Here is a 22564-nt window from a genome sequence, read left to right as displayed (position 1 = left end):
CGAGGGGGTTCCACCCGTTCGCCCCCTATCCCGATGCGCGATAATGACCGCATGGATACCCTGCGCATCGCCACCCGCAAGAGCCCGCTCGCCCTCTGGCAGAGCGAATACGTCGCTGATCGACTTCGCCACGCCCACCCCGGCCTGCATGTCGAACTGATACCGATGAGCACCCGCGGCGACGAAGTGCTGGACCGCTCGCTGGCTGCCATCGGCGGCAAGGGCCTGTTCCTGAAGGAACTGGAGCTGGCGATGCTGCGCGGCGAAGCGGACTGCGCGGTGCATTCGCTGAAGGACGTGCCGATGGAACTGGACGCGCCGTTCGTGCTGCCGGCGATCCTGCCGCGCCACGATCCCGCCGACGGCTTCGTTTCCAATCTGTACGCCTCGCTGGACGCGCTGCCGCTGGGTGCACGCGTAGGCACCTCGTCGCTGCGTCGCCAGGCCCAGTTGCGCGCGCTGCGCCCGGACCTGGAACTGCTGGACCTGCGTGGCAACGTCAATACCCGCCTGGCCAAGCTGGACAACGGTGGCTACGACGCCATCGTGCTCGCCGTGGCGGGACTGGAGCGGCTGGGACTGGGACAGCGCATCGTCGCACGCCTGCAGCCGCCGCACTGGCTGCCGGCACCGGCGCAGGGGGCGGTTGCGGTGGAATGCGATGGCGGCAATGCGGAGCTGCTGCGCTTGTTCGCCGCGCTGGACGACGCGCGCACCCGCAGCTGCGTGGAGGCCGAGCGTGCCATGAATCGCACGTTGCATGGCAGCTGCCATGTACCGGTGGCGGCGATCGCGCTGTGGCAGGGCGAGGACCTGCACCTGCAGGGGCTGGTGGGCGGCGTGGCCGATGGCAGTGCGGTGCGTGCCGAAGCCGTGGGCCCCGGCCGTGATCCCGAGGCGCTGGGCAGGACCGTGGCGCAGTTGCTGCTCGATGGGGGCGCGGGCGCCCTGCTGGCGGTCTGAAGGGCGCCCTGGCGCGTGCCGGCCGGGGGCCGGCACTGCCGCGGCTTACTTGAACTTGTAGACCACGTTCATGGTGGTCAGCGTGTCGGTCTTCTGCTTGTCGTCGGCCACGTCGCTGTTGTGGCGCGCCTGCCAGGCCGCCTTCAGCGCGAGATGTTCGTTCATGCTCACCGACACGCCGAAATCGTTCTGCGCGAAGGTGTTGTACGAACCGGATTCGACCAGCAGCGTATTGACCAGGTCGGTGTTGGGGGTCAGCGAATACTTGATGTCGAAGAAGCCACGACCGATCAGGCCGGTACGGGTTTCATCGTCTTCGGTGCTGTGGGTGCGGCGCACACCGGGGCCGATCTGCGCATCCAGCGAGAAGCGGTCATTGCCCCACAGCCGGGTACCGTAACCGAGACCGAACGAGCTCTGGCGATCATACGTGGCGAAATCATCGCGCTCGTAACGGACCGTGGCGGTGATCTGGCGGTGCTCACCCAGCTGCAACGCGCTGCCGGCGCTGCCGGTGTAGCGGTTGGCGGTGGTGTTGCTGACCTTGCTTTCGGTGCCGTCGTCGTTGGTCTGGATGGATTCCGAACGCGAACGCAGGCCGAACAGGTCCATGCTGTGCACCCAGTCGTCATCGGTGTAGCGCAGGCGCAGGCGACCGTTGGCGCTCTCGGTGGTGCTGTTGCCGCGTGCCGACGCAAAACCCAGTTCACCGCCGCTGCCACTCCAGGGAGAGGTCATCGCCGCCAGTTCGGCGGGGTCCTGGGCGAATGCCGCAGGAGCGGCCAGCAACAACGGAACCAGCAGGGAAACACGCAGGGACATCAGGAATTCTCCGGGGGGCGGGGATCGAACGCAGTGCGTGATGATAGCGTTAACCCCTCGTCGCCTCGACCGCGGATGGCGCCCCGCTTCAGTCAGCGTTTCTACAAATCCCCATTCAGCACAGAGGGAATGGCGTCTCCGGGTGGCGGAACCTGCATCGTTGGATCATTCAAACGCGAATACCGCAGCGTGATCCGGTAGGGCTGCTGCTTGTTGAAGCCATCGCGCTGGATCTGCCGCGGCAGACCGTCGCCGCCGATCCAGTACTGCAGCGTCTCGCCACTGCCGGCCGGCCCGTCTATCCGATACACGCGGGTGGCCGTGCCGTCGATGTCGGCCGGCCCACGATCGTCCACCCGCAGGTCCTGCAGGCTCGCTTCGGACGGCAGCGGGCTGCGCCATTGTTCCAGCGTGCCGGCCGGCAGCGGCACCTGCTGCATGCGGCCCTCTGCCTGCAGGAAGAAGGTGTCGCCGATGATCGTCTGCACGCCGGCCGGTGTATCCAGCCGATAGCGGTCCGGGGCCACGAAGTCCATCCCGCTGCGGACGACCTGGCCGGCCTGTGCACCGTGCAGTGTCATCTCGGCGTGGAAGCTGCGCAGGCCGGCGAAACGTCGGCTGGCCTCCAGCACGGCCGCCGCCGGGTCTGCCGCCGGCGCCGCCGCCGGGTGCTGTGCATCGGCCAATGGCACGCTGGCCGGTGGCGGGGTGGGCTGTTCGCAGCCCGCCAGCAGCGCAGCCAGGGCCAGGGGGAAGCAGGGAAGCAGGCGCATGCGGGGCAGGCCGTGGCGTGGGGATCGACACGATAGCCGATCATGGCCGCCACAATGGCCACGAGTCGGACATAATCGGGGTCATGGACCGATACGAACGCATCACTGCCCTGCATCGTCTGCTCAAGTCTGCCCGCTATCCGGTCACGGTAGCGACGCTGCAGGACAAGCTTGGCTGTTCCCGCGCCACGGTCTACCGGGACCTGGCCTTCCTGCGTGATGCGCTGATGGCGCCGATCGAAGGCGATGGCGAGGCGGGTTTCCGCTACATGGCCGATGAAAGCGATCGCTTCGAGCTGCCCGGACTGTGGCTGAGTTCGGAAGAACTGCACGCGCTGCTGGCCTCGCAGCACCTGCTCGCACGCACCGGCGGGGGCGTGCTGTCCTCGGTGCTGGCCCCGCTGCAGCAGCGCATCGAAGGCCTGCTGGCGGCCCAGGCCGGTGTTTCCAGCTGGCCGGTGGACCGGGTCCGGGTGATCCCGCACCGGGTGCGCAAGTTCGACGAGGGCAGTTTCCGCAGCGTGGCCTCGGCGGTGCTGGAGCGGCGCCAGCTGGCGTTCGAATATCGCGCGCGGTCCACCGACGAGGCGACCCGCCGCACGGTGTCGCCGCAGCGCCTGACCCACTACCGGGACAACTGGTACCTGGATGCCTGGGACCACGACCGTGATGCCCTGCGCAGCTTTGCCGTGGACCGCATCAACAAGGCCCGCGTGGTCGACGCACCGGCCACCGACGTCGATGACAACGTGCTGGACGCACAGCTGGGCGCCAGCTATGGCATCTTCTCCGGTGCGCCCAAGGGCTGGGCGACGATCCTGTTCAGTGCCAAGGCCGCCCGTTGGGTGGCCGATGAACACTGGCACGCCAACCAGCAGGGCCGCTACCTGGCCGATGGGCGCTATGAACTGAAGGTGCCCTACAGTGTTTCCCGCGAACTGCTGATGGATGTGCTGCATTACGGTTCCGATGCCGAGATCATCGAACCGGTGATGCTGCGCGAACAGGCCAAGAGCCTGCTGGCGCTGGCGCTCAGCAACTACGAATGACCCTCTCCCCCGAGACCCTCCCATGATGAAGAAGTCCCTGCTGTTGTCCTTGTTCGCTGCCGTGGCCCTGGCCGCCTGTGGCAGCTCCGGCGAACCCTCGCAGAAGCTGATCGTGGCCGCCACGGCGGTGCCGCATGCCGAGATCCTCGAGGTGGTCAAGCCGATGCTGAAGGAGCAGGGCGTGGACCTGGACGTGCGCGTGTTCAATGACTACGTGCAGCCCAACGACCAGCTGGTGCAGAAGCAGGTCGACGTCAATTACTTCCAGACCGAGCCCTACCTGGATGCGTACAACCGCGACCGCAAGTCCGACCTGGTGACCGTGGCCGGCGTGCACATCGAGCCCTTCGGTGCGTACTCGCGCAAGGTCAAGTCGCTGGACGAACTGCGCGAAGGCGCCGACGTGGTGATCCCCAACGATCCCAGCAACAACAGCCGCGCGCTGATCCTGCTGCACAACGCCGGGGTCATCCAGTTGCAGGATCCGAAGAACGCGCTGGCCACCCAGCGCGACATCATCGCCAACCCGAAGAACCTGAAGTTCCGCGAGCTGGATTCGGCGATGCTGCCGCGCGTGCTGGACCAGGTCGACCTGGCGCTGATCAACACCAACTACGCGCTGGATGCCGGCCTGAACCCGACCCAGGATGCGCTGGCGATCGAAAGCAAGGACTCGCCGTACGTGAACTTCCTGGTGGCGCGTCCGGACAACAAGGACGACCCGCGCGTGCAGAAGCTGGCCCAGGCGTTGACCAGCCCGCAGGTGAAGGAATTCATCGCGCAGAAGTACAAGGGCGCGGTGCTGCCTGCGTTCTGATCCAGCGGTTCGCCGGGCACGACCCGGCGCTGTCGGGATTCACCAGGCGAGGGCCGCATTGACGGCCCGTTGCCAGCCCGCATACAAGGCCTCGCGCCGGTCGGCGGACATCGTCGGTTCAAAGCGCCGGTCCACGCCCCATTGGGCCGCGATCTGCGCACGGCTTTCCCAGAACCCGACGGCCAAGCCCGCCAGGTAGGCCGCGCCCAGTGCGGTGGTTTCGGCCACCTGCGGGCGCAGCACCGGCACGCCGAGCAGGTCGCTCTGGAACTGGCCCATGAAGTCGTTGGCGATCGCCCCGCCGTCGGCGCGCAGTTCCTTCAGCTCGATCCCCGCGTCGGCCTGCATGGCCGCCAGCACGTCACGGGTCTGGTAGGCCATCGACTCCACCGCCGCGCGGATGAAGTGTTCCTTGCTGGTGCCACGGGTGACCCCGAACATCGCCCCGCGCACATCGCTGCGCCAGTACGGCGCGCCCAGGCCGACGAAAGCGGGGACCAGATAGACGCCGCCGGTATCGGGCACGCGCTCGGCATAGGCCTGGCAGTCGCTGGACTTGCCGAACATGCGCAGGCCGTCGCGCAGCCACTGCACCACCGACCCGGCGACGAAGATCGACCCTTCCAACGCATATTCCACCTGGCCGTCGACATTCCAGGCGATGGTGGTCAGCAGGCCATTGGCGGAAGCGACCGCCTGGCTGCCGGTGTTCATCAGCATGAAACAGCCGGTGCCATAGGTGTTCTTGGCCATGCCGGGTTCGAAGCAGGCCTGCCCGAACAGAGCCGCCTGCTGGTCACCGGCGATGCCAGCGATGGGAATCTGCCGATCGAAGAAAAACTGCGGCCGCGTATGCCCATACACCTCGCTGCTGCCGCGCACGTGCGGCAGCATCGCGCGCGGTATGTCCAGCAGCGCCAGCAGGTCGTCGTCCCAGGCCAGCGTGTGGATGTTGAACAGCAGCGTGCGCGCGGCATTGGTCATGTCGGTCACGTGCACCGCGCCGCCGGTGAGGTTCCAGATCAGCCAGCTGTCGATGGTGCCGAACAGCAGCTCGCCGCGTTCGGCACGCGCCTGCGCGCCGTCCACATGGTCCAGGATCCAGCGGATCTTGGTGGCGGAGAAATAGGCATCCACCACGAGCCCGGTCCGGCTGCGGATCAGCGCCTCATGGCCATCGGCCTGCAGCCGCTCACAGATCGCCTGGCTCTGGCGCGACTGCCAGACGATGGCGTTGTGGATCGGCTGGCCGGTCGCCCTGTCCCAGACCACCGTGGTTTCGCGCTGGTTGGTGATGCCGATACCGGCGATGCGGCGCGGATCGACCTGCTGCTGGTTGAGCAGTTCGGTCAGGGTGGTATAGACGCTGGTCAGGATCTCGCGCGGATCGTGTTCCACCCAGCCGGGCTGCGGGAACAACTGGGCGAACTCGCGCTGCGCGCTGCCTGCGATGCGACCATCACGGTCGAACAGGATGGCGCGGGAACTGGTGGTGCCCTGGTCGATGGCAAGGATGAATTCCGGTTCCATGGCGAAGGTGTCCTCGTCGGTTGTTGCGGATCCGCGGCCGGCAAGCGCGCGGTAGGGGCTCATTGTGCGCCGCGCTCGCTCGCGATGGCGGGGGCTGCTGACAGCGCCCGCTGGCGCGCCGGCAGGAACGGCAGGATGAGCCAGCGATACGCCGCCCCGCCGAGCGCGCCGCCGATGAGTGGGCCGACGATGGGGATCCACCAGTAATGGTGTTCTGCCGGCAGCGCGGCGCGGTCCCAGCCCGTGAGCCAGGCGAACACGCGCGGACCGAAATCGCGGGCGGGATTGATCGCCCAGCCTTCCAGGTAGCCCATCGACGCACCGATGCAGGCCACCAGCAGGCCGATCATCAGCGCGCCGCCGTTCGCCCCCGGTGCGGCTTCGTTGTACCGCTCGGTGATGGCGAAGATGCCGAACACCAGGAACCCGGTCAGGATGACCTGGTTGCGCAGCGCATGCAGCGGCGTGACCGCCAGTCCCGGCGCAGTGAAGAACACTCCGGCGCCGCCGCCTTCGGCGCGGGTCATCCCCTGCAGGTCGTTGTAATGATCGATGACCGGGCCATACAGCAGCAGCACGATCGCCGCGCCGACGAAGCCGCCCAGCACCTGCGCCGCCCAGTAGGGTATTACGCGTGACCACGGGAAACCGCGGTACAGCGCAAGTGCGAGGGTCACCGCCGGATTGGCGTGGGTGCCCGATACCGACGCGGTGGCGTAGATCGCGACAGTGACCGCCAGTCCCCATGTGATGCACAGCCCCCAGTAGGCATTCTGGTACGGGCTGGGGTCGTACAGCAGGTACATGGCCGCTGCAGAGCAGCCGATGCTGATGATGATCGCCACCGCGACCGCCTCGGAAATCAGTTCGCCTGCAAGCTGCCGTCGTGACATGCCGTGTTCCTCATCGTGCGATCAGGGAGCGCCCACAGCGCGGCCGCTGGTGGATGCGTGGGTGTCCAGCCAGCAGGCCAGCCGATGCTGCTGCGCGGCGTCCAGCACCAGGCCAAGCCGGGTCCGTCGCCACAGCACGTCATCTGCCTGGCGCGCCCATTCGTGCGTGCACAGATAGCGCACTTCGGCTTCGTACAGATCGGCGCCGAAGTGCGTGCCAAGCGCGGCCAACGAATCGGCCTGGCCGAGGATCAACGTGGCCCGCGCGCCATAGGTACGGGACCAGCGCGCCGCGAGCTTCGGCGGCAGCCATGGCCACTGCGTTGCCAGCCAGGCCGCGCACTGCGCCGGGGTACCGCGCTCGGCCCCGGGCAGCTGCGCGCCGGTGGCCGTCCAGGCGGGTGCCGCCGTCCCGGCGTGGCCTGCCAGCAGGTCAACCGCCTCTTCGGCCAGGCGCCGATAGGTGGTCAGTTTGCCGCCAAGGACATTCAACAGCGGCGCACCCTCGGCATCCAGGTCCAGCCGGTAGTCACGGGTCACCGCGCTGGCCTCGGCTTCCGGATCGTCAAGCAGCGCACGCACGCCGCTGAACTCCCACACGATGTCGCGCGGGCTGGTCTGCTGGCGGAAGCTGCGATTGGCCGCCGCGCACAGGTAATCACGCTGTGCATCGTCCACGTGCACCGCGCCGGGATCACCCTCGAAGTCCACGTCGGTGGTGCCGATGAGGGTGTAGTGGTCTTCGAAGGGTAGGGCGAACACGATGCGGCCATCGGGTTGCTGCAGCAGGTAGGCATGGTCATGCGCGTACAGCGCCGGCACCACGATGTGGCTGCCCTGCACCAGCCGCAGGGCCACGCCGCGGGTCAGGCTGATGTTTTCGACGAACCGTGGTGCCCAGGCGCCGGTCGCATTGACCAGCATGCGCGTACGCACGCTGCGCTGGGTGCCATCCGGGTCGCGCAGGTCGACCGACCAGCCATCCGCCTGCCGCCATGCCTGCTCGCAGACGGTGCGCGTCCATATGTGGGCACCACGTTCGGCGGCATCGATGGCATTGACCACCACCAGCCGGGCATCCGGCGCCTGCGCGTCGGTGTAGGTGAACCCACGGCGCAGGTCCTCGCGCAACGGCGCCCCCAGCGGATGGCCGCGCAGCCGCAGCGATCGCGAGCGGGGCAGCTGCGGCGAGCGCCCGCCGAGATGGTCGTACAGCCACAGACCCAGGTGGATCAGCCAGGCGGGTCGAAGGTGCGCTTCGTGCGGCAGCACGAAGGGCAACGGCTGCACCAGGTGCGGCGCGATCCGCATCAACACCGCGCGCTCCTGCAATGATTTGCGGACCATGCCGAACTGCCCGTGTTCGAGGTAGCGCAGCCCACCATGGACGAGCTTGGAACTGGCACTGGAGGTATGCGAAGCCAGGTCGTGCTGTTCGCACAAGGCGACCGTCAGGACGCGGCCCGCTGCATCGCGGGCGATGCCGGTTCCGTTGATCCCGCCTCCTACCACCAGCACGTCGAGCATCTGCGGTCGCCCTCCGGCAGGCATCTGCCGTCTCTGTGTCCGAGCCTAGCGCACTGCGGTTTGTGGAAATGTGGCATGCGCACGGTTGCGCGTGCGCGCCGCAACGAGAACGGGCCCCGAAGGGCCCGTTCCAGTGAAACGATGCTGCTTGCGACGTGCTTAGAAGCGCGCGCCGATACCGAAGCCGACAGTCCACGGATCCAGCTTGGCATCTGCGCCGGTGCCCTCGCCGCCAACCTTCACTTCCGGACGGGCGTGCATGTAGCGCGCGTCGGCACGGGCGAACCAGGTCGAGTTGATGTTCATGTCCACGCCGACGGTGCCGATGGCGCCCTTGGCGGTTTCAAGACCGATATGCTCGGTCACACCCGGCGCGACCAGGTCTTCATTGCTGAAGTTCGACTCGTAGTAACCGACGCCGACGAACGGACGGAAGACGTTGTCTGCCTGGCCGAAGTGGTACTGGCCGCTCAGGGCGATCGGCTGCTGTTCCACGGTGCCCAGGCGCTCGTTGCCGACGCCACGCACGCGGTGGTTGAACTTGTCGGCTGCGCCCCACAGTTCAACGGCCCAGTTGTCGTTGATGTAGTAGCTCAGGCTCAGGGTCGGCGCCGGGCCGCCATCGAACTTGCGGATGCCTTCGACCGGGTCATTCTTCGGCTGCAGCAGGGCGACGCCGCCGACCACGGCGAAGTGCTTGCCCGAGGCGGTATCGGTGGTGCTGTCGGTTGCCGAATAATCCTGCGCGAAGGCGCTCGGCGCGAAGGCAGCGGCGGTCAGCAGGGAAAGGCTCAGGATACGGATGGAGCGCATGGGGAATCTCCTCGGGTTTCTAGTTTTTTGGTCCCCGGTAGCCGGGGCGAGGCCAACGTATGCCTTCAAACATGAATCCCATTCGACTATCGTTAAAAATTAGTTTTTCCGTTCAGCCGGATTCGCGGTGATGCAGTGCGGACAAGGCTTCAGCACGGACACGATATTCACGAACCTGCAGCCGGCGTGAGCATGCGCGGATGGGTCCGCGCATGCTCATACCCGCACATTTCTAGAAACGTGCGCCGACGCTGAAGCCCGCAACTGGCATGCTGCCCTTTATCTCCTGGTCCGGCGCCGCTGCGGTATCCAGGCGCATGTCGCTGGCGTACAGCAGGCGGGCGTCGAGGCGGGCAAACCAGGTTTCATTGATGTTCATGTCCAGGCCGGCGGTGACGATGTAGCCGGCGCTGCTCCTGCCATGAATGTTGGTCGCCGCCGGAGCCGCCGGCGCAGTGACCTGCACGTCGGAAATGTTCGACGTGAAACTGCCCACGCCGAGGAAGGGGCGGAACACCGCGTCAGCATTGCCGAAGTGGTACTGCACGCTCAGCGCGACCGGCTGATGCGCATAGGTGCCCACGCGCGGGCCGGACTTGATGCGCATGTTCTGCTGCAGTTTGTCTGCCGTACCCCAGACCTCGGCGGCCCAGTGGTCATTGAACAGGTAGCTGATGCTGGCGGTGGGCGCCGGGCCGGCATCGCCGACGGTATAGCCGGCGGTCACGCCGATGCGCTTCTTCGACGCGGTGTCGGTGTCGTCAGCAGCGAATGCAGCAGGTGAAGCGAAAGCCACCAGGCAGGTGGTCAGGAGCAGGGAACGCATGGGAAGATCCTTTGGAAAGAGAGGGTGCGCTTGCCGCGCGGAATGCGACGCGGAATGCAGCAGGCGGCATTACAGGTCCGCGCGCACACGTAGAGAATCGGACCGGTCCCATTAAGGGGTGACGTGGGTACTGCAGGAAGGCAGCGACAATGAGCGACAGCACGCGCAACGATCTCTGCACGGGACTGCCGGCGCAGGCAGACGGCAGCGCCCGCGTGCTGGTGCTGGGCTCGATGCCGGGTGCGCTGTCGCTGCGTGAGGCCCGCTATTACGCCCACCCGCGCAATCGTTTCTGGCCGCTGATGGGGCTGCTGTGCGGCGTTGATGCGGGGGCGCCCTATGCACAGCGGCTGCAGGCGTTGCGCGCTTCGGGCGTTGCCCTGTGGGATGTGATCGGGCAATGCCGCCGGCAGGGCAGCCTGGATGCGGCGATCGTGCGCGGCAGTGAGGTACCCAATCCGATTGCGGAGCTGATCGACCGCCTGCCCGACCTGCGCCTGGTGGCCTGCAACGGAGCGGCGGCGCATCGCGCGTTCCAACGCTTCATCGTTCCCACCCTGCGGCAACCGCTGTCGGCGCCGGTACTGGCGCTTCCCTCGACCAGTCCGGCCAACGCGGCCGCATCGTTGCCGGCGCTGCACCGGGCCTGGCAGCCGCTGGCCGAGGTGCTGCGGGGTCCCGGCCAGGGCCGTTGAAGGTGCGTGTGTGGATGACCGTGGCGGGACAATACGCCACCGACTGGAAGCGGCCTGCGGCGCTTCGTTGCTGCGCAAGTGCCCTGCTACAACAGCGTGTCCCGGGACAGTGCGGACTGAAAACGCCATCAACGGTTGGCGAGGGGGCCATGCTGGCCGCACAATAGAGGATTCCCTACACCAGATTGCCGGAGTTATCCCCATGGCCGAAATCAAGGAAGCCCTCGTCCCCGATATCGGTGACTACAGCGATATCCCGGTAATCGAGGTGCTGGTCGCCGTCGGCGACACGGTCAAGAAGGACCAGGGGCTGGTCACGCTGGAAAGCGACAAGGCGACGATGGAAGTGCCCTCGTCGGTCGCCGGCGTGGTCAAGGAAATCAAGGTGAAGGTCGGCGACAACCTGTCCGAAGGCAAGGTCGTGGCGCTGATCGAAGTGGCCGACGGCGAGGCACCGGCCGCCAAGCCGGCCGCCGCCGCCGCGCCTGCGCCGGCAAAGGTCGAGACCTCTGCGCCGGCCGCCGCGAGTGCGCCTGCACCTGCTGCCCCGGCTGCCGCCGCCAGCGGTGGCGCGGTGGAAGCGCTGGTGCCGGACATCGGCGATTACAGTGACATCCCGGTCATCGAAATCCTGGTCGCCGTCGGCGATACGGTGAAGAAGGACCAGGGGCTGGTCACGCTGGAAAGCGACAAGGCGACGATGGAAGTGCCCTCGTCGGTCGCCGGCGTGGTCAAGGAGATCAAGGTCAAGGTCGGTGACACCCTGTCGCAGGGCAAGCTGGTGGCGATCATTGAAGCCGAAGGCGCTGCTGCCCCGGCCCCGGCCGCGGGCAACGCTGCTGCGGCTCCGGCTGCCGCCGAAACCGCCACCAAGGTGGAGCCGGTCGCGGTCCAGCAGCAGCCGGACAAGCTGGCCCAGCGCGAGATCGCCAGTGCGCCCTCGGCCGGTGCGCCGACCAGCCCGCCGGTGCAGTTCAATGCCGACAGCGTGCTGCCGGCCAAGGTGCCCTATGCCACCCCGGCGGTGCGCGTGTTCGCCCGCGAACTGGGCGTGGACCTGCTGCAGATCAACGGCACCGAGAAGGGTGGCCGCATCACCAAGGGCGACGTGCAGAAGTTCGTCAAGGCTGCACTCACCGGCGGCGCTGCCGCTGGCGCGCCTGCATCGGCCGCGGCCGGCGGTGGCCTGAACCTGCTGCCGTGGCCGAAGGTCGACTTCAGCAAGTTCGGTGAAGTCGAGGTCCAGCCGCTGTCGCGCATCAAGAAGATTTCCGGTGCGAACCTGGCGCGCAACTGGGCCATGATCCCGCACGTCACCCAGTTCGAACAGGCCGACATCACCGATCTGGAAGCCCTGCGCGTGGCGCTGAACAAGGAGAACGAGAAGGCCGGCATCAAGCTGACCATGCTCGCCTTCCTGGTCAAGGCCAGTGCCGCAGCGCTGAAGAAGTTCCCGGAGTTCAACGCCTCGCTGGATGCCAGCGGCGAGAACCTGACCCTGAAGAAGTACTTCAACATCGGCTTCGCCGCCGACACTCCGAACGGCCTGGTCGTTCCGGTGGTCCGCGACGTCGACAAGAAGGGCGTGGTGCAGATCGCGCAGGAAAGCGGCGAACTGGCCAAGAAGGCGCGTGACGGCAAGCTGGGTCCGGCCGACATGAGCGGCGGCTGCTTCTCGATCAGCTCGCTCGGCGGTATCGGTGGCACCGCGTTCACGCCGATCGTCAACGCACCGGAAGTGGCGATCCTCGGCGTGTCCAAGTCGTCCATCCAGCCGGTCTGGAATGGCAAGGAATTCGCACCGAAGCTGATGCTGCCGCTGTCGCTGAGCTACGACCATCGGGTCATCGACGGCGCACTGGCCGCACGCTTCACCACCTACCTGTCGCAGGTACTGGCGGACATGCGCCGCGTGCTGCTCTGACCGAGCCGGCAAGCCCCCTCCGTGTGGCCGCCGCGATGCGCGCGGCCGCGTGACGAACTGCAGCAGACGCCCGCCGGCCTTCCCGCGCGGGCATGAAGGAAACCACCATGGCCACGATTGAAGTCAAGGTTCCCGACATCGGTGATTACAGCGATGTGCCGGTGATTGAACTACTGGTCGCCGTCGGCGACACGGTGAAGAAGGACCAGGGTCTGCTGACCCTGGAATCGGACAAGGCAACGCTGGAAGTGCCGTCCTCGGCTGCCGGCGTGGTCAAGGAAGTGAAGGTCAAGCTCGGCGATACGCTGTCCGAAGGCGCCGTCGTGGTGCTGCTGGAAGCGGAAGGCGAGGGCGCTGCACCGGCTGCGCCGGCCAAGGCCGCTGCGCCCGTGGCCGCTGCACCGAACAGCAAGCCGCCGGTTACCCCGTCGCACCGCGCGCCGGCTGAACCGGCCGCGCCGAAGCCTGCACTGTCTTCCGGCAAGGCTGCCGACATCGAATGCGCGATGGTCGTGCTGGGCTCCGGTCCGGGCGGTTATACCGCGGCCTTCCGCGCCGCCGACGTCGGCCTGGATACCGTCATCGTGGAGCGTTACGCCAGCCTGGGCGGCGTCTGCCTCAATGTCGGCTGCATTCCGTCCAAGGCGCTGCTGCATGCCGCGGCGGTGATCGATGAAGTCGCCCATGCCGGCGATTTCGGCGTCGAATTCGGTGCGCCGAAGATCACCCTGGACAAGCTGCGCCAGTACAAGGAAAAGGTGGTCGGCCAGCTGACCAAGGGCCTGGCCGGGATGGCCAAGCAGCGCAAGGTGCGCAGCGTGCAGGGCGTGGGCCGCTTCGTATCGGCCAACGAACTGGAAATCACCGCCGAAGACGGCAGCACCCAGCTGCTGCGGTTCCAGCAGTGCATCATCGCGGCCGGCTCGCAGGCCGTGAAGCTGCCGAACTTCCCGTGGGACGACCCGCGCGTGATGGACTCCACCGACGCGCTGGAACTGGCCGACGTGCCGGGTTCGCTGCTGGTCGTCGGTGGCGGCATCATCGGGCTGGAAATGGCCACCGTGTATGCCGCACTGGGCAGCAAGGTCACCGTGGTGGAGTTCATGGACCAGCTGATGCCGGGCGCCGACAAGGACCTGGTCAAGCCGTTGGCGGACCGCCTGAAGAAGCAGGGCGTGGACGTGCACCTGAAGACCAAGGCGTCAGGCGTCACTGCCGACGCCAAGGGCGTGACGGTGACCTTCGAAGCCGCCGCCGAAGGCGAGACGCCCGCCTTGCCGCAGGGCACGTTCGACCGCGTGCTGGTGGCCGTGGGCCGCTCGCCGAATGGCGCCAAGATCGGTGCGGAGAACGCCGGCGTGCAGGTGTCCGATCGCGGTTTCATCCCGGTTGACCGCCAGATGCGGACCAACGTGCCGCACATCTTCGCGATCGGCGACATCGTGGGCAATCCGATGCTGGCCCACAAGGCCACCCATGAGGGCAAGCTGGCCGCTGAAGTCGCTGCGGGGCACAAGAAGGAATGGGTCGCACGGGTGATTCCGTCGGTGGCCTACACCAACCCGGAAATCGCCTGGGTCGGCGTGACCGAAACCGAAGCGAAGGCCAAGGGCCTGAAGGTCGGCGTGGCGAAGTTCCCGTGGGCGGCCAGTGGCCGTGCCATCGGCATCGGTCGCACCGAAGGTTTCACCAAGCTGATCTTCGACGAGGAAACCCATCGCATCATCGGTGGCGCCATCGTCGGCGTGCACGCGGGTGACCTGCTGGCGGAAATCGGCCTGGCCATCGAGATGGGGGCGGAAGCCGAAGATATCGGCCACACCATCCACGCCCATCCCACGCTGAGCGAATCGGTGGCGATGGCCTCGGAAATCTACGACGGCACGATCACCGACCTGTACATGCCGAAGAAGAAGTAAGCCGGCACGCGCCGGGGCACTGCCCGGCGCACTTGCCCGGCAACAAAAAACCCCAGGCAAGCCTGGGGTTTTTTCATTGCGCGGATCGAGGGATCAGAACGACAGGCTGACGCCGGCCACCGGGCCCTTGAACTCCTGCTTCAGGCCGATCACGCCGTCGCTGCCCTTCTGGTCGACGTCCAGCTTGAACCAGTCGTAGCCGGCGAAGAGGCCGAAGTTGTCGGTCAGGCGGTATTCGACGATCGCGTTGGCGCGGCTCAGGTCGCCTTCGTAGTCATCGAAGCTGCCCCAGCTGGTGTTGAGGTACTGGCCCTGCAGGTTGATCATCCAGCGGTCGGCCGGATTGAAGGTCAGGCGCGCGCCAACCACCGGGGCAACGCCGCTCTCGCTTTCGTCCAGGAAGCGGCCGTTGTAGACCGTACCCAGGTCGGCATAGCCCTTGGCGCTGATCTTGGCGTATTCGGCACCCAGCTGCAGGCCGAGGTCGAAGCGGTCGGTGTCGACCACCGAGTAGTCATACACCAGGGTGGCGACCTGATACTTCAGTTCAGCCTTGACGAAGCTGCCTTCCGGCACGTTGATGTCACCGAAGGCAATGCCGTCGTTCAGCACTTCACGGCGGTCCTTGTCCCACTTGAAGTAATCGAAGATCAGGCGCTGGCGGTCGCTGAAGCGGAACACGCCATCCACGCGCGGCTCCCATTCCTTGCCGCCCATGCTGAAATCTTCGTTCAGGTTCACGTCCTGGCCCGCGATGTTCGTGCTGCCGCGGATGGTGTTGTCGGTATCGATGTTCATCGCACCCAGGCGCAGCGTGAAGCGGTCATCGCCTTCGGCAGCATGCGCGGTGGAAGCAAAGCCGGCGCCGACGGCGACCAGCGACAAAGCGAGCAGGGTAGGAATGGGGCGCATCGGCAGGAATCCTTGCAGTGGTTCAACGAAAAGTTGCGCCACTATCGCTATGTCCGCGTCCACCATGCGTGAGCGTATTGTGCAGGCGGCGTCTTCACAGTGGGCCTGTAGCGCCGGCCCATGCCCGGCGAGCGCCACGGCAGAACAAAAAAAGTCCCGCCGGGCAGCGGCGGGACCCCATGCAGACCTGCAGAACTGCGCCGACGAGGATGAGAGAGTGCAGGTCGGAAGCTTGGACACACCGTCGCGACGAAAGTTCAATGCTGCACCGCCGCAAGGGCGGGAGCCCCGCTGGGCCTGATTGTCCCGCCCCCGGCAGGAAAAATCCCGGTCATCCCGCAACTTGCATCGATCCGGGATGAACACGCAGCGGTTGTCTCGCAAATTGTCCCATTGCTATAATTTGGCGGCTCGACGAGGCACCACGCTGCTGCCTCATGCCTTTCACTCCAAATGTGCGGGACGTCTCTGTGCTGAATTCCGTTGATCCGGGTCGGCGACTGATGCTGCGCGCCGCGGTCTACCCGCTGGCCGCGGTGATTGTCCTGGCCCTTGGCTTCCTGCTGGTGAGTCCGAAACATGCGCTTGGCGCACTGCTTTCCGGTCTCGCTGTTGCGGCGGGTGGTTGGGTGGCGGCACGGATGGCGTTGGGCGGCGGGGTACAGGCAGCCGGTTCGGCAATGGCAAGGCTGATCATCGCCGTCGTTGCCAAGTGGGCCGTGGTGTTTGGCGTGTTGATCGTAGGCATCCTGGTGTTCAGGCTGCCGGCGGTGGCACTGCTGGCCGGTATCGCGGTCGGCTTGATGTTCCAGGTCCTGGCTCTGGCCAGGCGTTGATCGAATTTCTTAATAACTAAGGTTCCGGACACATGGCAGGCGAGGCGCTGACACCCACCTCCTATATCCAGCATCACCTGCACAACCTCACCGTTGGGCACGGCAGCCCGTGGGCGCTGCACCTGGATACCATCGCCACGTCGGTCCTGATGGGTCTGGTGATGGTTTTCGCCTTCTGGATGGCGACCCGCAATGCCACGGCCGGCGTGCCGGGCAAGTGGCAGGCCTTCGTGGAGATCTGCCTGGAGTTCGTTGACCGCCAGGCCAAGGACACCTACCACGGCACCAGCAAGCTGGTGACCCCGATCGCGATCACGATCTTCTTCTGGATCCTCCTGATGAACCTCATCAAGATGATCCCGGCCGACTTCATCGCCGTGCCGCTGGAAATGCTCGGCGTGCCGTACTGGAAGCCGGTGCCGACCGCCGACGTCAATGCCACCCTGGGCATGTCGATCAGCGTGTTCTTCCTGATGCTGTTCTTCGCGCTGCGCGCCAAGGGCATCGGCGGCTTCACCAAGGAATTCCTGACCGCCCCGTTCGGCAAGTGGATGATGCCGTTCAACCTGATCCTGAACATCGTGGAATGGCTGAGCAAGCCGATTTCGCTGGCAATGCGACTGTTCGGCAACATGTTCGGCGGTGAAATCGTGTTCCTGCTGATCTGGGTGCTGGGCGGTGCAGGTATCGCCGGCATCTTCGCAGGTGCGTTCGCCGGCTTCGGCTGGATGCTGTTCCACCTGCTGGTGATTCCGCTGCAGGCCTTCATCTTCATGATGCTGTCCATCGTGTACCTGAGCCTGTCGGAAGACGCTCACTGATTTTCGCTGCACCCTTCATCCGTTAGTTTCCAAATCCCTTAGCAATCACGTTCCCGGAGAAAACCATGTACTTCGCCGTCCTGACCAATCTCGCCCAGGTCCAGAGCTCCACCGTCCTCGCCGTCGGCATCATGATCGGCCTGGCCGCGCTGGGCGCAGGCCTGGGTCTGGCCATCATGGCTGGTAAGTTCCTGGAATCGGCCGCGCGCCAGCCGGAACTGATCCCGGTGCTGCAGGTCCGCATGTTCATCACCGCCGGCCTGATCGATGCCGCGTTCATCATCTCGGTCGCCGTGGGCCTGCTGTTCGCCTTCGCCAACCCGATGGTCGGCGAGTTCGTCGCCCGCCTGCCGGCAGTGGCTGGCTGATCCAGCCCCAAGTGAAACGACCGGGCGCTTCGGCGCCTGGTTGCGGATGAAGGTTCGGAGGTGCCGCCCGCAAGGCGGCACGTCCACCCCGTCACCACTGACTGAGCGAAAACAATGGATATCGGTTTTACCCTCATCGCCCAGGCCCTGGCCTTTGCTGCCCTGATCTGGATCATCGCGACCAAGATCTGGCCGCCCCTGATGAACGCGATCGAAGAGCGCCAGCAGAAGATCGCTGAAGGTCTCGCCGCTGCCGATCGCAGCCAGAAGGACCTCGCCCAGGCACAGGACAAGGTCAACGAAGCGCTGAAGGAAGCCCGCGGCAAGGCCAATGAAATCATTGACCAGGCCCACGCGCGCGCCAACCAGATCGTTGAAGCCGCCAAGAACGAAGCGATCACCGAAGCCAACCGCCAGAAAGAACTGGCCCAGGCTGAAATCGACCTCGCTGCCAACCGTGCCCGCGAAGAACTGCGCAAGCAGGTTTCCGCACTGGCCGTAAGCGGCGCGGAGAAGCTGCTCAAGCGCGAAATCGATGCCAACGCCCACAAGGCGCTGCTCGACGAGCTGGCTTCGGAGATCTGACATGAGCCAGGCCCTCACGCTTGCCCGTCCCTACGCCCGCGCCGCTTTTGCGACCGCGCGCGACGAAGGTGCGTTCGCGCCGTGGTCGGACGCGCTTGCGTTCTCCGCCCACGTCGCTGCCGACCCGCGCGTGTCGGCCCTGCTCGCCAACCCGGAGCTGGGTCGCGACGATGCCGTCGCCCTGCTGGCACCGGAACAGCGCAGCGAGACCTTCTCGCGTTTCCTGTCCATCCTGGCCGATGCCCACCGCCTGCCGCTGCTGCCGGAAATCGCCGGCATGTACGACCAGCTGCGTGCCGAAGCCGAACACGTGGTCAAGGCCACCGTGACCTCGGCCAACGAACTGGCCGCCGGTGAACTGGATGCGATCAAGGCTGCCCTGCGCAAGCGCTTCGGCCGCGACGTGGAAGTGTCCACCGCGGTGGATGCCTCGCTGATCGGCGGCGCCGTGATCGACGCCGGTGACGTGGTCATCGACGGTTCGCTGAAGGGCAAGCTTGCCCGCCTGCAGACCGCGCTCGCTAACTGAATTCAATTACCGTCCGGCCTCAACGCCGGCACTAGGACTCGACGATGGCAACCACGCTCAACCCCTCCGAAATCAGCGAACTGATCAAGAACCGCATCGAGAAGGTCAAGCTGGCCGCGGAATCGCGCAACGAAGGCACCGTGACCAGCGTGTCCGACGGCATCGTGCGCATCTTCGGCCTGGCCGACGTGATGCAGGGCGAAATGATCGAACTGCCGAACAACACCTTCGCCCTGGCCCTGAACCTGGAGCGCGACTCGGTCGGCGCCGTGGTGCTGGGTGAATACCAGAACCTGCGCGAAGGCGACGTGGCCAAGACCACCGGCCGCATCCTGGAAGTGCCGGTCGGTCCGGAACTGCTCGGCCGCGTGGTGAACGCGCTGGGCGAGCCGATCGACGGCAAGGGCCCGCTGGGCACCCAGCTGACCGCTCCGGTGGAGCGCGTTGCCCCGGGCGTGATCTGGCGCAAGTCGGTCGACCAGCCCGTGCAGACCGGTTACAAGTCGGTCGACTCGATGATCCCGATCGGCCGCGGCCAGCGCGAGCTGGTCATCGGTGACCGCCAGACCGGCAAGACCGCCCTGGCCATCGATGCGGTGATCAACCAGAAGGACACCGGCATCAAGTGCGTGTACGTCGCGATCGGCCAGAAGGCATCGACCGTGGCCAACATCGTGCGCAAGCTGGAAGAAAACGGCGCCCTGGCCCACACCGTGGTCGTGGCCGCCACCGCGTCCGAATCGGCCGCGATGCAGTACATCAGCGCCTACGCCGGCTGCACCATGGGCGAGTACTTCATGGACCGCGGCGAAGACGCGCTGATCGTGTACGACGATCTGTCCAAGCAGGCCGTTGCCTACCGCCAGATCTCGCTGCTGCTGAAGCGCCCGCCGGGCCGTGAAGCCTACCCGGGTGACGTGTTCTACCTGCACTCCCGCCTGCTCGAGCGCGCCGCCCGCGTGTCCGAAGAGTATGTGGAGAAGTTCACCAACGGTGCGGTGACCGGCAAGACCGGTTCGCTGACCGCGCTGCCGATCATCGAAACGCAGGCCGGCGACGTGTCCGCGTTCGTGCCGACCAACGTGATCTCGATCACCGACGGCCAGATCTTCCTGGAGACCGACCTGTTCAACGCCGGTATCCGTCCGGCCGTCAACGCCGGTATCTCGGTGTCGCGCGTGGGTGGTTCGGCCCAGACCAAGATCATCAAGAAGCTGTCCGGCGGCATCCGTATCTCGCTGGCCCAGTACCGCGAGCTGGCTGCGTTCGCGCAGTTCGCTTCGGACCTGGACGAAGCGACCCGCAAGCAGCTTGAGCGCGGCCAGCGCGTCACCGAACTGATGAAGCAGAAGCAGTACGCCCCGATGTCGATCGCCAACCAGGCGCTGTCGATCTACGCCGTCAACGAGGGTTACCTCGACGACGTGCCGGTCAACAAGCTGCTGGCGTTCGAAGAAGGCCTGCACGCGCACTTCGCCAACACCCAGGGCGAGCTGATCGGCAAGGTCAACGCCACCGGCGGCTGGGACAATGACATCGAAGGTGCCTTCAAGAAGGGCATCACCGAGTTCAAGACCACCGGCAGCTGGTAACAGCGCACGTGGAGCGGGGCAGGTCCCCGCTCTACCGTTGAACATACGGGAATAAGAGATGGCAAGCGGACGCGAAATCAAAACCAAGATCAAGAGCGTGCAGAACACCCGCAAGGTGACGCGCGCGCTCGAGATGGTCTCGGCCTCCAAGATCCGCAAGGCGCAGGAGCGGATGAAGACATCGCGTCCGTACGCGCAGGCGATGAAGCAGGTGATCGGCCACCTGGCCCAGGCCAGCACCGATTACCAGCATGCGTTCCTGGTCGAGCGTGAACAGGTCAAGCGCGTGGGCTACATCGTGATCTCGTCGGATCGCGGCCTGGCCGGCGGCCTGAACAACAACCTGTTCCGCAAGACGCTGGGCGAAGCCCGCGCCTGGCAGGAAAAGGGTGCCGAAGTGGACATGGTGACGATCGGCCAGAAGGCATCGACCTTCTTCCGTCGCATCAAGGTCAACATGGTCGGCAGCGTGACCCACCTGGGTGACGTGCCGCGCCTGGAATCGCTGATCGGCGTGATCAAGGTGATGCTCGATGCATTCACCGAGGGCAAGGTCGACCGCGTGTACCTGGTGTACAACCGCTTCGTCAACACCATGACCCAGACCGCCAGCTTCGACCAGCTGCTGCCGTTGCCGGCCGCTGAAAAGCAGGTCGCGCACCACGACTGGGACTACTTGTACGAACCCGATGCCGCGACCGTGCTGGAGCACGTGATGACGCGTTACATCGAGTCGCTGGTGTACCAGGCAGTGCTGGAAAACGTTGCTTCCGAGCATGCGGCACGCATGGTGGCGATGAAGGCGGCCAGCGACAACGCGAACAAGCTGATCGGAACCCTGCAGCTGGTCTACAACAAGGCCCGCCAGGCAGCGATCACCCAGGAAATCTCCGAAATCGTCGGCGGCGCGGCAGCAGTTTGACGCGCACGTCCAAAGCACAAAATCCAGAGGATGCAGCAATGAGTCAGGGCAAGATCGTTCAGATCATCGGCGCGGTCGTCGACGTCGAGTTCCCCCGTGAGTCGGTACCGAAGGTGTATGACGCACTGAAGGTCGACAACACCGAAATCACCCTCGAAGTCCAGCAGCAGCTGGGCGACGGCGTGGTCCGCTGCATCGCCCTCGGTTCCACCGATGGCCTGAAGCGCAACCTGGTCGCCACCAACACCGAGCGCGGCATCTCCGTGCCGGTCGGCCCGGGCACCCTGGGTCGCATCATGGACGTGCTGGGTCGCCCGATCGACGAAGCCGGCCCGGTGGCCGCCAGTGACACGTGGGAAATCCACCGCGCCGCGCCGTCGTACGAAGACCAGTCCCCGGCCACCGAGCTGCTGGAAACCGGCATCAAGGTCATCGACCTGATGTGCCCGTTCGCCAAGGGCGGCAAGGTCGGCCTGTTCGGCGGCGCCGGCGTCGGCAAGACCGTCAACATGATGGAACTGATCAACAACATCGCCAAGGCGCACAGCGGCCTGTCCGTGTTCGCCGGCGTGGGTGAGCGTACCCGTGAGGGCAACGACTTCTACCACGAGATGAAGGACTCCAACGTCCTGGACAAGGTCGCGATGGTGTACGGCCAGATGAACGAGCCGCCGGGCAACCGCCTGCGCGTCGCGCTGACCGGCCTGACCATGGCCGAGTACTTCCGCGACGAGAAGGACGCGTCGGGCAAGGGCAAGGACGTGCTGCTGTTCGTCGACAACATCTACCGCTACACCCTGGCCGGTACCGAAGTGTCGGCACTGCTGGGCCGCATGCCGTCGGCCGTGGGCTACCAGCCCACTCTGGCCGAGGAAATGGGCGTCCTGCAGGAGCGCATCACCTCCACCAAGAACGGCTCGATCACCTCGATCCAGGCCGTCTACGTGCCGGCCGATGACTTGACCGATCCGTCGCCGGCGACCACCTTCGCCCATCTGGATTCGACCGTGACCCTGTCGCGTTCGATCGCCTCGTTGGGTATCTACCCGGCCGTGGATCCGCTGGATTCCACCAGCCGCCAGATGGACCCGCTGGTCATCGGCCACGAGCATTACGACACCGCCCAGCGCGTCCAGCAGACCCTGCAGAAGTACAAGGAACTGAAGGACATCATCGCCATCCTGGGCATGGACGAACTGTCAGAAGAAGACAAGCAGGCCGTGACCCGCGCCCGCAAGATCGAGCGCTTCTTCAGCCAGCCGTTCCACGTGGCCGAAGTGTTCACCGGTTCGCCGGGCAAGTACGTGTCGCTGAAGGACACCATCCGTGGCTTCAAGGCCATCGTCGATGGTGAGTACGACCACCTGCCGGAGCAGGCGTTCTACATGGTCGGCGGCATCGAAGAAGCGGTCGAAAAGGCCAAGAAGATGGCCGAAAAGGCCTGATCC

The 22564-nt window shown here is 65.8% G+C and carries 22 protein-coding genes; 14 read left to right on the top strand and 8 right to left on the bottom strand.

Going from position 1 to position 22564, the window contains the following annotated elements:
• The first annotated feature begins 51 nt into the window (after window positions 1-51).
• Window positions 52-963, top strand: a complete 912-nt coding sequence (gene hemC, locus ABB28_RS07870) for a hydroxymethylbilane synthase (protein WP_057508108.1) — start codon at window positions 52-54, stop codon at window positions 961-963.
• Window positions 964-1008: 45 nt separating this feature from the next.
• On the opposite strand, the gene ABB28_RS07865 is transcribed toward hemC, so the two are convergent.
• Entirely contained in the window at window positions 1009-1785 is a 777-nt protein-coding gene (locus ABB28_RS07865; protein WP_057508103.1) for a DUF481 domain-containing protein, read from the bottom strand.
• Between the two features lie 101 nt (window positions 1786-1886).
• A complete protein-coding gene (locus tag ABB28_RS07860) occupies window positions 1887-2558 on the bottom strand; it encodes a LolA-like protein (RefSeq protein ID WP_057508102.1) in 672 nt (223 codons plus the stop codon).
• Between the two features lie 83 nt (window positions 2559-2641).
• Between ABB28_RS07860 and ABB28_RS07855 the strand changes: the two genes are divergently transcribed.
• Complete coding sequence (locus tag ABB28_RS07855; RefSeq protein WP_057508101.1) at window positions 2642-3607, top strand: helix-turn-helix transcriptional regulator; 966 nt, start codon at window positions 2642-2644, stop codon at window positions 3605-3607.
• A gap of 25 nt (window positions 3608-3632) precedes the next feature.
• Window positions 3633-4424, top strand: coding sequence for a MetQ/NlpA family ABC transporter substrate-binding protein (locus ABB28_RS07850; protein ID WP_057508107.1), 792 nt, complete (start codon window positions 3633-3635; stop codon window positions 4422-4424).
• Window positions 4425-4463: 39 nt separating this feature from the next.
• On the opposite strand, the gene glpK is transcribed toward ABB28_RS07850, so the two are convergent.
• The 5 genes from glpK to ABB28_RS07825 all read right to left on the bottom strand — a co-directional run bounded on the left by glpK (window position 4464) and on the right by ABB28_RS07825 (window position 10013).
• The gene (gene glpK, locus ABB28_RS07845; RefSeq protein ID WP_057508106.1) at window positions 4464-5954 is read right to left on the bottom strand and encodes a glycerol kinase GlpK; all 1491 of its coding nucleotides are present in this window, start codon (window positions 5952-5954) and stop codon (window positions 4464-4466) included.
• Window positions 5955-6013: 59 nt separating this feature from the next.
• A complete protein-coding gene (locus ABB28_RS07840) occupies window positions 6014-6847 on the bottom strand; it encodes an MIP/aquaporin family protein (RefSeq protein WP_057508100.1) in 834 nt (277 codons plus the stop codon).
• Window positions 6848-6868: 21 nt separating this feature from the next.
• Window positions 6869-8374: a glycerol-3-phosphate dehydrogenase gene (gene glpD, locus ABB28_RS07835; RefSeq protein ID WP_083491969.1), complete on the bottom strand. Its 1506-nt coding sequence runs from the start codon at window positions 8372-8374 to the stop codon at window positions 6869-6871.
• A gap of 159 nt (window positions 8375-8533) precedes the next feature.
• The gene (locus ABB28_RS07830; RefSeq protein ID WP_057508098.1) at window positions 8534-9187 is read right to left on the bottom strand and encodes an OmpW/AlkL family protein; all 654 of its coding nucleotides are present in this window, start codon (window positions 9185-9187) and stop codon (window positions 8534-8536) included.
• Between the two features lie 232 nt (window positions 9188-9419).
• Window positions 9420-10013, bottom strand: a complete 594-nt coding sequence (locus tag ABB28_RS07825) for an OmpW/AlkL family protein (RefSeq protein ID WP_057508097.1) — start codon at window positions 10011-10013, stop codon at window positions 9420-9422.
• A gap of 149 nt (window positions 10014-10162) precedes the next feature.
• On the opposite strand from ABB28_RS07825, the gene ABB28_RS07820 reads away from it, so the two are divergent.
• From ABB28_RS07820 to lpdA, 3 genes are all read left to right on the top strand, one after another.
• A complete protein-coding gene (locus ABB28_RS07820) occupies window positions 10163-10708 on the top strand; it encodes a DNA-deoxyinosine glycosylase (RefSeq protein ID WP_057508096.1) in 546 nt (181 codons plus the stop codon).
• Window positions 10709-10910: 202 nt separating this feature from the next.
• Entirely contained in the window at window positions 10911-12632 is a 1722-nt protein-coding gene (gene aceF / locus ABB28_RS07815; RefSeq protein WP_057508095.1) for a dihydrolipoyllysine-residue acetyltransferase, read from the top strand.
• A gap of 107 nt (window positions 12633-12739) precedes the next feature.
• Window positions 12740-14551, top strand: coding sequence for a dihydrolipoyl dehydrogenase (gene lpdA / locus ABB28_RS07810; protein WP_057508105.1), 1812 nt, complete (start codon window positions 12740-12742; stop codon window positions 14549-14551).
• 93 nt (window positions 14552-14644) lie between these two features.
• Here the strand turns inward: lpdA and ABB28_RS07805 are convergent, their stop codons facing one another.
• Window positions 14645-15454: a hypothetical protein gene (locus ABB28_RS07805; protein ID WP_211260375.1), complete on the bottom strand. Its 810-nt coding sequence runs from the start codon at window positions 15452-15454 to the stop codon at window positions 14645-14647.
• A gap of 479 nt (window positions 15455-15933) precedes the next feature.
• Here ABB28_RS07805 and ABB28_RS07800 point away from each other — a divergent pair, with 479 nt between their 5' ends.
• The 8 genes from ABB28_RS07800 (at window position 15934) to atpD (ending at window position 22561) form a co-directional block, all read left to right on the top strand.
• Window positions 15934-16299 (top strand): hypothetical protein, encoded by a 366-nt coding sequence (locus ABB28_RS07800; protein WP_185000310.1) that lies wholly within the window; start codon window positions 15934-15936, stop codon window positions 16297-16299.
• Window positions 16300-16331: 32 nt separating this feature from the next.
• Complete coding sequence (gene atpB / locus ABB28_RS07795; RefSeq protein ID WP_057508092.1) at window positions 16332-17120, top strand: F0F1 ATP synthase subunit A; 789 nt, start codon at window positions 16332-16334, stop codon at window positions 17118-17120.
• Window positions 17121-17185: 65 nt separating this feature from the next.
• Complete coding sequence (atpE, locus tag ABB28_RS07790; RefSeq protein WP_042614569.1) at window positions 17186-17488, top strand: F0F1 ATP synthase subunit C; 303 nt, start codon at window positions 17186-17188, stop codon at window positions 17486-17488.
• A 114-nt stretch (window positions 17489-17602) separates the two neighbouring features.
• Window positions 17603-18073: a F0F1 ATP synthase subunit B gene (locus tag ABB28_RS07785; RefSeq protein WP_042614570.1), complete on the top strand. Its 471-nt coding sequence runs from the start codon at window positions 17603-17605 to the stop codon at window positions 18071-18073.
• Window position 18074: 1 nt separating this feature from the next.
• Entirely contained in the window at window positions 18075-18602 is a 528-nt protein-coding gene (locus ABB28_RS07780) for a F0F1 ATP synthase subunit delta (protein ID WP_057508091.1), read from the top strand.
• A gap of 44 nt (window positions 18603-18646) precedes the next feature.
• Window positions 18647-20194: a F0F1 ATP synthase subunit alpha gene (gene atpA, locus ABB28_RS07775; protein WP_057508090.1), complete on the top strand. Its 1548-nt coding sequence runs from the start codon at window positions 18647-18649 to the stop codon at window positions 20192-20194.
• Window positions 20195-20252: 58 nt separating this feature from the next.
• Window positions 20253-21116 carry a F0F1 ATP synthase subunit gamma gene (gene atpG / locus ABB28_RS07770; protein ID WP_042614573.1) on the top strand — a complete coding sequence of 288 codons (864 nt, stop codon included), beginning with the start codon at window positions 20253-20255 and terminating at the stop codon, window positions 21114-21116.
• 38 nt (window positions 21117-21154) lie between these two features.
• Window positions 21155-22561 (top strand): F0F1 ATP synthase subunit beta, encoded by a 1407-nt coding sequence (atpD, locus tag ABB28_RS07765; RefSeq protein ID WP_042614574.1) that lies wholly within the window; start codon window positions 21155-21157, stop codon window positions 22559-22561.
• Window positions 22562-22564 lie beyond the last annotated feature (3 nt).

Origin of the sequence: Stenotrophomonas chelatiphaga (genome assembly GCF_001431535.1) — a bacterium.
Classification (GTDB): Bacteria; Pseudomonadota; Gammaproteobacteria; order Xanthomonadales; family Xanthomonadaceae; genus Stenotrophomonas; species Stenotrophomonas chelatiphaga.
The sequence above is the reverse complement of the archived record's forward strand: the minus strand, read 5'-3'. Positions and strand labels throughout refer to the sequence as shown.

What these genes read in the sequence shown, in the direction of transcription:
- ABB28_RS07825 (WP_057508097.1), bottom strand. Translation starts at nt 10,013, where the DNA reads ATGCGTTCCCTGCTCCTGACCACCTGCCTGGTGGCTTTCGCTTCACCT.
- atpA (WP_057508090.1), top strand. Translation starts at nt 18,647, where the DNA reads ATGGCAACCACGCTCAACCCCTCCGAAATCAGCGAACTGATCAAGAAC.
- ABB28_RS07860 (WP_057508102.1), bottom strand. Translation starts at nt 2,558, where the DNA reads ATGCGCCTGCTTCCCTGCTTCCCCCTGGCCCTGGCTGCGCTGCTGGCG.
- ABB28_RS07865 (WP_057508103.1), bottom strand. Translation starts at nt 1,785, where the DNA reads ATGTCCCTGCGTGTTTCCCTGCTGGTTCCGTTGTTGCTGGCCGCTCCT.
- ABB28_RS07850 (WP_057508107.1), top strand. Translation starts at nt 3,633, where the DNA reads ATGAAGAAGTCCCTGCTGTTGTCCTTGTTCGCTGCCGTGGCCCTGGCC.
- atpB (WP_057508092.1), top strand. Translation starts at nt 16,332, where the DNA reads ATGGCAGGCGAGGCGCTGACACCCACCTCCTATATCCAGCATCACCTG.
- ABB28_RS07855 (WP_057508101.1), top strand. Translation starts at nt 2,642, where the DNA reads ATGGACCGATACGAACGCATCACTGCCCTGCATCGTCTGCTCAAGTCT.
- lpdA (WP_057508105.1), top strand. Translation starts at nt 12,740, where the DNA reads ATGGCCACGATTGAAGTCAAGGTTCCCGACATCGGTGATTACAGCGAT.
- atpE (WP_042614569.1), top strand. Translation starts at nt 17,186, where the DNA reads ATGTACTTCGCCGTCCTGACCAATCTCGCCCAGGTCCAGAGCTCCACC.
- glpK (WP_057508106.1), bottom strand. Translation starts at nt 5,954, where the DNA reads ATGGAACCGGAATTCATCCTTGCCATCGACCAGGGCACCACCAGTTCC.
- aceF (WP_057508095.1), top strand. Translation starts at nt 10,911, where the DNA reads ATGGCCGAAATCAAGGAAGCCCTCGTCCCCGATATCGGTGACTACAGC.
- glpD (WP_083491969.1), bottom strand. Translation starts at nt 8,374, where the DNA reads ATGCTCGACGTGCTGGTGGTAGGAGGCGGGATCAACGGAACCGGCATC.
- atpD (WP_042614574.1), top strand. Translation starts at nt 21,155, where the DNA reads ATGAGTCAGGGCAAGATCGTTCAGATCATCGGCGCGGTCGTCGACGTC.
- atpG (WP_042614573.1), top strand. Translation starts at nt 20,253, where the DNA reads ATGGCAAGCGGACGCGAAATCAAAACCAAGATCAAGAGCGTGCAGAAC.
- ABB28_RS07840 (WP_057508100.1), bottom strand. Translation starts at nt 6,847, where the DNA reads ATGTCACGACGGCAGCTTGCAGGCGAACTGATTTCCGAGGCGGTCGCG.
- ABB28_RS07820 (WP_057508096.1), top strand. Translation starts at nt 10,163, where the DNA reads ATGAGCGACAGCACGCGCAACGATCTCTGCACGGGACTGCCGGCGCAG.
- ABB28_RS07830 (WP_057508098.1), bottom strand. Translation starts at nt 9,187, where the DNA reads ATGCGCTCCATCCGTATCCTGAGCCTTTCCCTGCTGACCGCCGCTGCC.
- ABB28_RS07785 (WP_042614570.1), top strand. Translation starts at nt 17,603, where the DNA reads ATGGATATCGGTTTTACCCTCATCGCCCAGGCCCTGGCCTTTGCTGCC.
- hemC (WP_057508108.1), top strand. Translation starts at nt 52, where the DNA reads ATGGATACCCTGCGCATCGCCACCCGCAAGAGCCCGCTCGCCCTCTGG.
- ABB28_RS07780 (WP_057508091.1), top strand. Translation starts at nt 18,075, where the DNA reads ATGAGCCAGGCCCTCACGCTTGCCCGTCCCTACGCCCGCGCCGCTTTT.